The sequence below is a fragment of the Micromonospora sp. WMMD956 genome (genome assembly GCF_029626125.1).
Taxonomy (GTDB): Bacteria; Actinomycetota; Actinomycetes; order Mycobacteriales; family Micromonosporaceae; genus Micromonospora; species Micromonospora carbonacea.
In genome coordinates this window covers 4,551,190-4,562,755 of sequence record NZ_JARUBI010000005.1, presented here as the reverse complement: position 1 = coordinate 4,562,755, position 11,566 = coordinate 4,551,190, and the positions used below count along the sequence as shown (strand labels likewise).

The following is an 11,566-nucleotide window of genomic DNA, read 5'->3' as shown; positions in this document are numbered from 1 at the left end:
GCCTAGAGGGCGTCCAGGCCGCGTTCGCCGGTGCGGACGCGGACGACGTCCTCGACGCCGGTCACCCACACCTTGCCGTCGCCGATCTTGCCGGTCCGGGCGGCGCTGACGATCGCGTCGACGATCTTCTCGACGTCGATCTCGTCGGTGAGCACCTCGACCCGGATCTTGGGCAGGAACTCGACCGTGTACTCGGCACCCCGGTAGACCTCGGTGTGCCCCTTTTGCCGGCCGTAGCCCTGGACCTCGCTGACGGTCAGCCCGGCCACGCCGAGGGCGTGCAGGGCCTCCTTCACCGCGTCCAGCTGGTACGGCTTGATGACCGCGGTCACCAGCTTCATGTCCAACCCCTCCATCCCAGGAACGTTAACCGGCGACCTTCTCGCTGACCGGCTCGGACTCGTCCGAGGCCGGCTTGGTGCCGGCGCCCGCCGGCGTCCCGATCCCGGCGAGCGCGAACGCGCTGCCGCCGCCGCTGCCACCGGCCACGGAGAGGTCGTAACCGCTCTCGGCGTGCTCGGCGAGGTCGATGCCCTCGACCTCGGCCTCGGGCTTGAGGCGGAAGCCGATCGTCTTCTCGATCGCGAAGGCGAGCAGCCAGGCGATCCCGAAGGACCAGACGGTCACGATCAGGCCGGCGATGGCCTGGCGGCCGAGCTGGGTGACCCCGCCGCCGTAGAACAGGCCGTCGGAGGCGCCGACCACGTCGGTGATCGCGGAGTTGACCGAGTTGGTGGCGAACAGGCCGAGCCAGAGCGAGCCGATCCAGCCACCGACGAAGTGCACGCCGACCACGTCGAGGGAGTCGTCGTAGCCGAGCTTGTACTTCAGGGCGATGGCGAGGGCGCAGACCGCACCGGCGACGATGCCGAGCAGGACCGCGGCCCACGGGGCGATGAAGCCACAGGCCGGGGTGATGGCGACCAGGCCGGCGACCGCGCCGGAGGACGCACCGACCATGGTCGGCTTCTTGTCCTTGATCCACTCCACCGCGAGCCAGCCGAGCACCGCCGCGGCGGTGGCGAGCTGGGTGTTGATGAAGGCGAGGCCGGCGACCGAGTCGACGGTCAGCTCCGAGCCGGCGTTGAACCCGAACCAGCCGAACCAGAGCAGGCCCGCGCCGAGCGCGACCAGCGGGATGTTGTGCGGCTTCATGCCCTCGCGGGGCCAGCCGAGCCGCTTGCCGAGCACCAGCGCCACGGCCAGGGCCGCCGCACCGGCGTTGATGTGCACGGCGGTGCCGCCGGCGAAGTCCAGCGCGTGGATGTCACCGCCGATGATGCCGCCGCCCCAGACCCAGTGGGCGACCGGGAAGTAGACCAGCGTGGCCCACCCGAAGGCGAACAGCAGCCAGCCGCCGAACTTGGCGCGGTCGGAGATCGCGCCGCTGATCAGCGCGACGGTGATCACCGCGAAGACCATCTGGAACGCCATGAACACGTAGAGCGGGACCCCGATGCCGCTGGGGTTCTCCGCCGTGGCGCCCCACAGGTCGGTCTCGGCCAGGAAGGTCTTGGTGCCGAGGTACGCCCCCGGGTCGCCCCAGAAGCCGTTCACGTCCGTCCCGAAGGCGACGCTGAAACCGTAGAACCACCACAGAACAGAGATGAGCCCAATGGCGGAGAAGCTCATCATCATCATGTTGAGCACGCCCTTGGCCCGGTTGAGCCCGCCGTAGAACAGCGCCAGTCCGGGCGTCATGAGCAGCACGAGCGCGGTCGAAACCAGCAGCCAAACGGTGTTGCCGCCGTCGATCGTCGGTGCTTCAGGCACGCTGGCCTCCTAAAGGTGAAGTTCCCTCCTTCGCGGCTTCCGGGGCAGCGTCGCCCGTACGCCGGTTGCGCGGAAGCTTGGTCGTCTCCTGTTTCCTTCAGCGTCACCACGCGATTTCCAGCCCGTGACGCTGTGTTTCGTACGTGTGAAGAAAACCTCACCGCCGCCGGGCGGGGCGGGACGTCAGCGCAGCGCGTACTCCAATGCGTGCCGTTCGTAGTCCAACAGGCGAAGGTCGCGCATCGGGCGGCGAAGGTGACCCTTGTGCACGATCCGGACGAACGCCGGCTCACCCGCGGCGGCCATCCGGCGGATGCCCTCGACGTGGTCGACGACGCGCTTGCGGATCGTGCGCACCAGCCGGTGCCGGTCGCGCGGGATCAGCCCGTACGCGTCGGCGAACAGCCGCAGCCGGCGCGGCCGGTCCGGGTGCCGCCAGCCGAGGGTGATCGAGTCCCGGTCGGAGAAGATCGGCACCCAGGTCCACGCCGCGTACGCCACGTCGTAGATCCGCGCCCCCGGCGAGGCGAGGTCGAAGTCGATCAGCCCGAGGGTGCCGTCCGGCCGCCAGATCACGTTGTGCGGGGCGGCGTCGTGGTGGCAGATCACCTCGGTGTCCGGCGGCGGCGGGCCGAACGAGCGCCACACCGCCCCGGGCGGCGGGGCGAAACCGTACTGGGCGTCGTGGAACATCCGCAGCATGGTGGCGACCGTCACCAGCGCCTCGTCGGTGACCCAGTGCGGGGCCAGCGGGTATTCCCCGCACTCCCCCTCCAGGTACGACAGGACCTCCCGGTTGCGCTCGTCCATGCCGAGCGCCCGGGGCGCGCCGGTGAACCCGACGTACTCCAGGTGGCGCAGCAGGGCGTGCACGGACGGTGTCCACGGGCCGGCGTTGCGCCGGACGGTGTCGCCGACCCGGACGACGGTGCTGACGTTCCCGCCGTGCAGCGGGATCTCCTGCGAAGTCACGTACGGTCTCCCGAGGCCCGGCGCGGGGTGGCGGTCCTCGCGCCACCCGACGTAGGCGCGATCGTCACTGGTCACTGCGAGGTTACGCGTCGCGGGCGAGCGGCTCGACGCCGAGCAGCGCGTCGACGAACTGCGCCGGATCGAACGGGGCGAGGTCGTCCTTGCCCTCGCCGAGGCCGACCAGCTTGACGGGGATGCCGAGCTTGCGCTGGACGGCGATCACGATGCCGCCCTTGGCGGTGCCGTCGAGCTTGGTCAGCACCACGCCCGTCACGTTGACCACCTCGGTGAAGACCCGCGCCTGCTCCAGGCCGTTCTGGCCGGTGGTGGCGTCGAGCACCAGCAGGGTCTCGTCGATCGGCCCGTGCTTCTCCACGACCCGCTTGACCTTGCCCAGCTCGTCCATCAGGCCGACCTTGTTCTGCAACCGGCCGGCGGTGTCGATCAGCACCGTGTCGACGCCGGTGTCGATGCCGCGCTTCACCGCGTCGAACGCCACGCTGGCCGGGTCGGCGGCCTCCGGGCCGCGGACGGTCTCCGCGCCGACCCGGCCGCCCCACGTCTGGAGCTGGTCGGCGGCGGCGGCGCGGAACGTGTCGGCCGCGCCGAGCAGCACGCTGCGGCCGTCGGCGACCAGCACCCGGGCGATCTTGCCGCAGGTGGTGGTCTTGCCGGCCCCGTTGACGCCGACCACCAGCACCACCGCCGGCACCCCGTCGGACGGCGCGGTGCGCAGCGACCGGTCCAGGGCCGGGTCGAGGGCGTTGACCAGCTCGGCGGCGAGCAGGGCGCGCAGCTCGTCGACGGTGCGGGTGCCGAGCACCCGGGTCCGTTCCCGCAGCCGGTCGACGATCTCCCGGGTCGAGTCGACGCCGACGTCTGCGGTGATCAGGCTGTCCTCGATCTCCTCCCAGGTGTCCTCGTCGAGCCGGTCCCGGCTGAGCAGGCCGAGCAGGCCCTTGCCGAAGGCGTTCTGCGAGCGGGACAGCCGGGACCGCAGCCGGACCAGCCGGCCGGCGGTCGGCTCGGGCACCTCGACGGCGGGCGGCGCCTCCACCACGGGCGGGGGCTCGACCAGGATCCCCGTGGCGAGGTCCGCCTCCGGCGCCTCGACGGGCGGCCCGGCGAGGTCCTGCCCGGCGCGGGTGTCCACCTCCGTCTCCGGCAGCGGCGGTTGCGGACGCCGGCGCAGCCGCGGCACCACCAGCCCGAGGCCGCCGAGGATCAGCACGCCGAGCAGGGCGAGCGCGATGAGGAGGTATTCCGTCATGCCGAAATCCTGTCAGATGCCGGCGACGGCGTCCCAGCCACCGCTACCGGCGGGGGTGCGAGCTGCGGGTACGCTCGCCACGGCCAGGGGTGGCGCGACGGCCGACCGGGTAGAAATGATGAGATCGTCTCGTCTCCTGGAGGTTCCCCATGCCGGCACCCCGCCTGCTCATCGGCCCGCTGCTGCGCCGGGTCGTCGGCACGCGGGCCACCGTCTGGGTGGAGACCAGCGCGCCCGCGACGGTCCGGGTCCGCACGGCCGACGGCGCCGGGGGCACCGCGACCACCTTCTCCGCGTACGACCACCACTACGCGCTCGTCGTCGTCGAGGGGCTCACCCCCAACAGCGCGACGACCTACGAGGTGCTGGTCGACGACGAGGTCGCCTGGCCGGAGCCCCGGTCCGCCTTCCCGCCCAGCGTGATCCGCACCCGGGCCGCCGACGACCGGGACCAGCCGGTGCGCCTGGTCTTCGGCTCCTGCCGGGAGACCACCCAGCACTCGACCGCCCGCAAGCTGCCCCCCGACGCGCTCGACGCGTACGCCCGGCGGCTGATGGCCGACCCGGGCCGGGCCGACGCCCAGCCCGACCTGCTGGTGCTGCTCGGCGACCAGGTCTACGCCGACGAGACCTCGCCGACCGTGCGGCGGCTGCTCAAGCGGCGTCGCCGGCGGCCGGAGGGCGCCCCGGCGACGCAGGTGGTCAGCTTCGACGAGTACACCAAGCTCTACCTGGAGTCGTGGCGCGACCCGGAGATCCGCTGGCTGTTCTCCACCGTGCCCAGCGTGATGATCTTCGACGACCACGAGGTGATCGACGACTGGAACACCTCCGCGGCGTGGCGCGACGACATGCGCGCCCAGCCCTGGTGGGCCGAGCGGATCGGCAGCGGGCTGGCCTCCTACTGGGTCTACCAGCACCTCGGCAACCTCGCCCCCGACGAGATCGCCGCCGACCCCGTCTACCGGAAGGTCACCGCCGCCGCGTCGGACGCCACCGAGGTGCTGCGCGAGTTCGGCGCCCGGGTCGACAAGGAGGCCGACGAGGCGCACGACACCGAACGCTGGCGCGCGGTGCAATACCAATGGAGCTACGCCCTGGACCTGGGGCGCACCCGGCTGGTGATGCTGGACAACCGGTGCAGCCGGGTGCTGGAGCGGGGCAACCGGGCGATGCTGCCGCCCGGCGAGTGGTCCTGGTTCCTCGACCGCGCGCACGGCGTCTACGACCACCTCGTCGTCGGCGCGTCGCTGCCCTGGCTGCTGCCGCCCGGCATCCACCACGTCGAGGCGTGGAACGAGAAGCTCGCCGACTCCCGGCACCGCTGGGTGGCCGGCTCCGCCGAGCGGCTGCGCCGGGCGCTCGACCTGGAGCACTGGGCGGCGTTCCGGCGTTCCTTCGACGCCCTCGGCGCGCTCTTCGCGCGGCTGGGCAGCGGCCCGGCCGGGCACACCGGCGACCGGGTCGGCGCGGGGCCGGCGTACCCACCGCCGGCGTCGATCAGCGTGCTGTCGGGCGACGTGCACCACTCGTACGTGGCCCGGGCCCGGTTCGCCGACCCGGGGGTGCACACCCCCGTGCACCAGCTCACCTGCTCGCCGATCCACAACCAGGTGCCGGCAGCGATGCGTCCGCTGATGCGGCTGGGCTGGGCGCCGGGGCCGGCCGGGGCGGCCCGCGCGCTGGCCCGCAGCGCCGGGGTGCGCCGCCCGAGCGTGCGCTGGCGCAAGCTGGCCGGTCCCTACTTCGGCAACGCCGTGGCGACCCTCGCCCACGCCGGCCGCACGGCCGATGTGACGATCGAGGGCACCACCGGCGACGGGCACCTGCGCACGGTTTTCCGAAGGCGGCTCGCCTCCGGGGGCTGAGCTCGTCACACCCGTACCCTTACGGCGTGGACGATCATTCCCCGGAGACCCTGCGGTTCGTCGAGCACGAGTTGACCGCGCTGCTGCGCCGGGGACGCTCGCTCTCCTTCGAGGTCGCCCAGGAGGTGCACCCCAACCTCGACCAGAACGCGTACGGCCTGCTGCTGTGGCTGCGCCGCTCGGACGCGACCCGGCTGACCGACCTGGCCGCCCGACTCGGGATCAGCAAGGGGACGCTGAGCCGGCAGATCAACGGCCTGGAGGCGCTCGGACTGGTGCGCCGGGAGGCCGATCCGGAGGACCGGCGGGCGTGGCGGCTCACCCTGACCGAGGAGGGGCAGCGCCGGTTCGACGCCGCCCGGGCGACCCGGCTCGCGCTGTTCCGGCGCATAGTGGAGAGCTGGTCGAGACGGGACGTGGCGGACTTCGGCCGCCTGCTGCGCCGCTTCAACGACGCCCTCGACTGAGGTGCAAGGAAGGGCCCCCTGTTAACGCTTTCTGCATAGGAAGGGCCCCTTCCTAACACCCCGCGCTGCGGCGGGCGGCAGGCGGCGGGCGGCCGGCAGCAGGCGGCAGGCGGCCGGTGCGCAATGCGGTGGCCCGGTGTCGGGGGTGCCGGCCAGGATGGGCGGATGACCTGGAGAGCACCGCAGACCACCCGCAGCGACGCACCGTTCGTCGGCGACGAGCGCACCATGCTCGACGGCTGGCTGGACTACCACCGGCAGACCCTGCTGCTCAAGTGCGCCGGGCTGACCGCCGAGCAGTTGCGCACGCCCAGCGTCGAGCCGTCCGGGCTGAGCCTGCTCGGCTTGGTGCGGCACCTGGCCGAGGTGGAGGCGTGGTGGTTCCGGGAGTGCTTCGCCGGGCAGCGCGTCGACTACCCGTACTTCACGCCGGAGAACCCCGACGCCGACCACGACGTCAGCACCGCCGACGCCGAGGCCGACCTCACCACCTACCACCGGGAGGTCGACCTCGCCCGCGCCGCCGCGGCGGGCCGCTCCCTCGACGAGACGTTCACCGAGGCCGGGCCCAAGAAGCGCACGTTCAGCCTGCGCTGGGTCTACCTGCACATGATCGAGGAGTACGCCCGGCACAACGGCCACGCCGACCTGATCCGGGAACGCATCGACGGCGTCACCGGCGAGTGACGGAACCCGGGGCCGGCAGCCCGCCGGCCCCGGCAACGACCGCTCAGTACGCCAGGGCCGCCCGCAGGTAGCGCAGCCCCGACGGCCCGTCCCACCGGTACGCCGAGAGCCCGGCCGCCCGCGCGCCCCGGATCGCCCAGTCCTCGTCGTCGACGAACAGCACCCGGGCCGGCGGGGTCTCCAGCGCCGCGCAGGCCGCCTGGAAGTACTCCTTCGCCGGCTTGTGCACCCCGACGACGGAGGAGTTGACCACCACGTCCAGCTCGTCGGTCAGGCCCAGCGCGGCGAGGTCGGTGTCGAGCAGGTCGGTGCCGTTGGTGCCCAGCCCGACCCGTACGCCGGCCGCCCGCACCTCGCGCACGAACGCCAGCACCTCGGGGTCGACCTCGCCCCGGTAGCGCTGCCACTGCTCGACGGCGGCGCGGGCGCGCTGCGGGCCGCCGGCCGAGTCGGCCAGCGCGTCGGCGACGCTGGCCACCCAGTCGGCGTGGCTGACCTGGCCGGTCAGCACCGGCTGGAGCCGTCCCCAGTGCATCGCGATCTCGGCGAGCACCCCGTCGTCGAGGCCGTACTCCCGTTCCACGCCGGCGGCGACCGCCGGGTCCCAGCGCCGCAGCACCCCGTCGAGATCCACCAGGAGCGCCGTCGCGCGTTCCCGAGCCACTACTGTTTCTCCTCGCCGCGGCCGTGCCGCTGGTCGTCGTCGCCGTCCCGCACGGTGCCGCCGTCGGCGGCGACGCGGGCGGGCGGCCTCTGCTCGCCCTCGGCCCGGTTGAGCCGCTGGCTGATCACCTGGGTGACGCCGCTGCGCATGGTCACCCCGTAGAGGGCGTCGGCGATCTCCATCGTCCGCTTCTGGTGGGTGATGACGATCAGCTGACTCTTCTCCCGCAACTGTGCCAGCAGCGTGATCAACCTGCCCAGGTTGACGTCGTCGAGGGCCGCCTCGACCTCGTCCATGATGTAGAACGGGCTGGGCCGGGCCCGGAAGATCGCCACCAGCATCGCCACGGCGGTCAGCGAGCGCTCGCCGCCGGAGAGCAGGGACAGCCGCTTGATCCTCTTGCCGGGCGGCCGGGCCTCCACCTCCACGCCGGTGGTGAGCAGGTCCTCGGGGTCGGTGAGGATCAGCCGCCCCTCGCCGCCGGGGAAGAGCACCGTGAAGACCTGCTCGAACTCCCGCGCGGTGTCGGCGAACGCGCTGGCGAAGACCTCCAGGATGCGGTCGTCAACGTCCTTCACCACGGTCAGCAGGTCCCGGCGGGTGGCCTTGAGGTCCTCCAGTTGCTCGGAGAGGAACTTGTAGCGCTCCTCCAGCGCGGCGAACTCCTCCAGCGCCAGGGGGTTGACCTTGCCGAGCAGGGCCAGCTCGCGTTCCGCCTTCGCGGCCCGCTTCTCCTGCACCGGCCGCTCGTAGCGGACCGGCTCGGGCACCGGCGACCCGTCCCGCTCGGCCGCGGCCACGTCGGCCTGGGTCGGAGGTACGGGCTGCGTCGGGCCGTACTCGGCGAGCAGCGTCTCCACGTCGAGGCCGAAGTCCTCGGCGGCCTTGGCCTCCAGCTGCTCGATGCGCAGCCGCTGCTCGGCGCGGGCCACCTCGTCGCGGTGCACCTGGCTGGTCAGCCGCTCCAGCTCCGCGCCGAGGCGCTTCGCCGCGCCGCGTACCTCGGACAGTTCGGCCTCGCGGGCGGCCCGTTCGCGCGCCACGGCGTCGCGGTGCTCCTCGGCCCGCGCGATCGACACGGCGAGCCGGGCCAGCGCCTCGCGGGCGCCGCCGGCCACCGCGCGGGCGATGGTCGCGCCCCGGGCACGGGCCGCGCGCCGGGCCGCCGCGCGTTCCCGCGCGGCCCGTTCGGCGGCGGCCTGCCGGCGCAGCGAGTCGGCCCGGCCGGCGATCGAGGAGACGCGCTCCTCGGCGGTACGCACGGCGAGCCGGACCTCCATCTCGTTCTGCCGGGCCTGCGGCACCATCGCGGCGAGCTGGTCGCGTTCGTCCGTGGACGGCTCGGCGTCGATCGGGGTGGCCTCGGCCAGCCGCAGCCGCTCCTCCAGCTCGGCCAGGGCGGCGAGGTCGCGTTGCCGGGCCGCCTCGGCGCGGGCGCGGGACTCGCCGAGCCGGTCGGTCTCCGCCTTCGCCGAGCGGGCGGCGGCGCCCAGCTCGGCGAGGCGGCGGGCGGCGGCGTTGCGGTGGCTCTCGGCCTCCCGTTTCGCGGCGGCGGCGTGCTGCACGGCCTCCTTGGCGGCGGCGACCTCGGCGCGCGCCTCGACGAGTTGCTCACGCAGCTCGGCGGCGCTGCGCTCGGCGGCGAGGCGGTTGCCCCGGGCCTCCTCGACGGCGGCCTGCACCTCGATGAAGCTGGGTGCCTTCGCCGACCCGCCGGCCGCCGCGTACGCCCCGACGACGTCGCCGTCGGGGGTGACCGCGCGCAGCTCCGGGTTGTCGGCGACCAGCTCGGCGGCGGCGGCGAGGTCGTCGACGACGGCCACGTCGCGCAGCGCCCGGTGCACGGCGGGGCGCAGCTCGGCGGAGCACGCGACCAGGTCGGGGGCCCAGCGGGCGTGCGCGGGCAGCTTCGGGCGCAGGGCGTCGGGGCCGCCGGTCATGCCCGGCCCGGCGGGGCTGCCGACGAGCAGGCCGGCGCGGCCGGCGTCGGAGATCTTGAGCAGCCGCATCGCCTCGACGGCCTCGTCGACGCCGGTGACCGCGACCGCGTCGGCGAGCCCGCCCAGCGCGGCGGCGAGCGCGGCGGAGTGGCCGGGGGCGACGGTGAGCAGCCCGGCGAGGCTGCCGAGCAGGCCGGGCACCTCGCCGGCGCGGGCCAGCAGCGCGCCCGCGCCGTCCTTGCGGCGCAGGCCGATGGCGAGCGCCTCCTCGCGGGCCTTCTGGGTGGCGGCCTCCTTCTCGGCGGCCCGTTCCGCGTCGGCGAGGGACCGCGCGGCAGCCTGCGCCCGCTCCTGGGCGGCGACGGCCTCGGCGTGCCGGTCGTCGAGGTCGGCGTTGTCCCGGTCGGCCTCGGTGGACTGCTCGGCGACCGCGTCCAGGTCGGCCTGCGCCTGCTCGGCGCGGGCCAGGGCGTCGGCGTGGGCGGCGGCGAGCCGCTCGATCTCCTCTCCCGCGCTGGTGGTGCGGGCGCGGGCGGAGTTGACCTGGCCGGTGAGCCGGGCCAGCCCCTCGCGCCGGTCGGCGATCGCCTTCGCGGCGGCGACCAGCTCCCGTTCGGCGGCGGCGAGCTGCCGTTCCAGCTCCTGCCGCTGCTCGACGGCCTCGGCGAGGCGGATCTGGTCGTCGGTGAGCGCGCCGCGCAGCTCCTCCTCCTGCTCGCGGACCCGCTCCGCCTCGGCGTCCAGCTGGTCGGGGTCGCGGCCGGGGCGCTCGTCGTCGGGCGTGGCGGTAAGGTGGCGCCGCCGCTCGCGGGCGAGCTGCTCGACGGAGCGGAACCGCTCGGAGAGCGCGGACAGCTTGTACCAGGTGTCCTGGGCGGCGGCGAGCAGCGGCGCGTCGGAGGCGAGGGCCGCCTCCAGCTCGCCGAGCCGGCCCTGCACCTCGGTGTGCTCCGCCTCGACCTCCCGGCGGCGCTCCCGCGCGGCGCTCTCGTCGGCGATCTCCCGGTCCAGGGTGGCGCGCAGGGTGTGCAGGTCGTCGGCGAGCAGCCGCAGCCGGGCGTCGCGCAGGTTGGCCTGGATCGCGGCGGCACGGCGGGCCACCTCGGCCTGCCGGCCCAGCGGCTTGAGCTGGCGACGCAGCTCGGCGGTGAGGTCGGTCAGGCGGTTGAGGTTGGTCTGCATCGCGTCGAGCTTCCGCAGCGCCTTCTCCTTGCGCTTGCGGTGCTTGAGGACGCCGGCCGCCTCCTCGATGAACGCCCGCCGGTCCTCCGGCTTGGCGTGCAGCATCCCGTCGAGACGGCCCTGGCCGACGATGATGTGCATCTCCCGGCCGATGCCGGAGTCCGACAGCAGCTCCTGGATGTCCAGCAGGCGGCAGGAGTCGCCGTTGATCTCGTACTCGCTCTCGCCGGAGCGGAACATCCGGCGGGTGATGGAGACCTCTGTGTACTCGATGGGCAGCGCGCCGTCGGTGTTGTCGATGGTGAGGGTGACCTCGGCCCGGCCCAGCGGGGCCCGCCCGGCGGTGCCGGCGAAGATGACGTCCTCCATCTTGCCGCCGCGCAGCGCCTTGGCGCCCTGCTCGCCGAGCACCCAGGCGATCGCGTCGACGACGTTGGACTTGCCGGAGCCGTTCGGGCCGACCACGCAGGTGATCCCGGGCTCCAGCTTCAGCGTCGTCGCGGAGGCGAAGGACTTGAACCCCTTCACCGTCAGGCTCTTGAGATACACCTTCTCGATCCTCGTCCGGTGGCCGCCGAGCGTCGTGGGCTGCGCGGACCTGGTGAACCCGCAGACTAACCCGGTGTCGCCGGGGCTCGGGCACGCGACCCGCCCCGGGCCGGCGTCGACGACCGGCCGGGACGCCGCGTACCGGGTTTCCCGGTACGGATCGGACGGCCCCGGCCGACGCGGAGCTTGATCAA

The 11,566-nt window shown here is 73.8% G+C and carries 8 protein-coding genes and 1 pseudogene; 3 read left to right on the top strand and 6 right to left on the bottom strand.

What is annotated here, in order from left to right; translation table 11 throughout:
- Nucleotides 1-2: 2 nt before the first annotated feature.
- The 4 genes from O7628_RS20685 to ftsY form a co-directional block, all read right to left on the bottom strand.
- Complete coding sequence (locus O7628_RS20685) at nt 3-341, bottom strand: P-II family nitrogen regulator (RefSeq protein WP_176734818.1); 339 nt, start codon at nt 339-341, stop codon at nt 3-5.
- A gap of 25 nt (nt 342-366) precedes the next feature.
- Nucleotides 367-1,773, bottom strand: a complete 1,407-nt coding sequence (locus tag O7628_RS20680) for an ammonium transporter (RefSeq protein WP_074473815.1) — start codon at nt 1,771-1,773, stop codon at nt 367-369.
- Between the two features lie 183 nt (nt 1,774-1,956).
- A complete protein-coding gene (locus O7628_RS20675) occupies nt 1,957-2,820 on the bottom strand; it encodes an aminoglycoside phosphotransferase family protein (RefSeq protein WP_178063784.1) in 864 nt (287 codons plus the stop codon).
- Nucleotides 2,821-2,827: 7 nt separating this feature from the next.
- Nucleotides 2,828-4,015, bottom strand: coding sequence for a signal recognition particle-docking protein FtsY (gene ftsY / locus O7628_RS20670; RefSeq protein ID WP_278132892.1), 1,188 nt, complete (start codon nt 4,013-4,015; stop codon nt 2,828-2,830).
- A gap of 149 nt (nt 4,016-4,164) precedes the next feature.
- Here ftsY and O7628_RS20665 point away from each other — a divergent pair, with 149 nt between their 5' ends.
- The 3 genes from O7628_RS20665 to O7628_RS20655 all read left to right on the top strand — a co-directional run bounded on the left by O7628_RS20665 (nt 4,165) and on the right by O7628_RS20655 (nt 7,037).
- Nucleotides 4,165-5,883 carry an alkaline phosphatase D family protein gene (locus O7628_RS20665; RefSeq protein ID WP_278132891.1) on the top strand — a complete coding sequence of 573 codons (1,719 nt, stop codon included), beginning with the start codon at nt 4,165-4,167 and terminating at the stop codon, nt 5,881-5,883.
- A gap of 26 nt (nt 5,884-5,909) precedes the next feature.
- Nucleotides 5,910-6,350 (top strand): MarR family transcriptional regulator, encoded by a 441-nt coding sequence (locus tag O7628_RS20660; RefSeq protein ID WP_278132888.1) that lies wholly within the window; start codon nt 5,910-5,912, stop codon nt 6,348-6,350.
- A gap of 165 nt (nt 6,351-6,515) precedes the next feature.
- Nucleotides 6,516-7,037, top strand: coding sequence for a DinB family protein (locus O7628_RS20655; RefSeq protein ID WP_278132886.1), 522 nt, complete (start codon nt 6,516-6,518; stop codon nt 7,035-7,037).
- A 43-nt stretch (nt 7,038-7,080) separates the two neighbouring features.
- Here the strand turns inward: O7628_RS20655 and O7628_RS20650 are convergent, their stop codons facing one another.
- On the bottom strand, nt 7,081-7,701 hold the full coding sequence (locus tag O7628_RS20650) for an HAD-IA family hydrolase (protein WP_278132885.1): 621 nt from the start codon (nt 7,699-7,701) through the stop codon (nt 7,081-7,083).
- Nucleotides 7,702-7,802: 101 nt separating this feature from the next.
- A pseudogene (gene smc / locus O7628_RS20645) lies at nt 7,803-11,372 on the bottom strand (chromosome segregation protein SMC); the annotation flags it as partial.
- Between the last annotated feature and the right edge of the window lie 194 nt (nt 11,373-11,566).

Coding starts and splice junctions, on each gene's coding strand:
- O7628_RS20685 (WP_176734818.1), bottom strand. CDS start 341: ATGAAGCTGGTGACCGCGGTCATCAAGCCGTACCAGCTGGACGCGGTG.
- ftsY (WP_278132892.1), bottom strand. CDS start 4,015: ATGACGGAATACCTCCTCATCGCGCTCGCCCTGCTCGGCGTGCTGATC.
- O7628_RS20665 (WP_278132891.1), top strand. CDS start 4,165: ATGCCGGCACCCCGCCTGCTCATCGGCCCGCTGCTGCGCCGGGTCGTC.
- O7628_RS20655 (WP_278132886.1), top strand. CDS start 6,516: ATGACCTGGAGAGCACCGCAGACCACCCGCAGCGACGCACCGTTCGTC.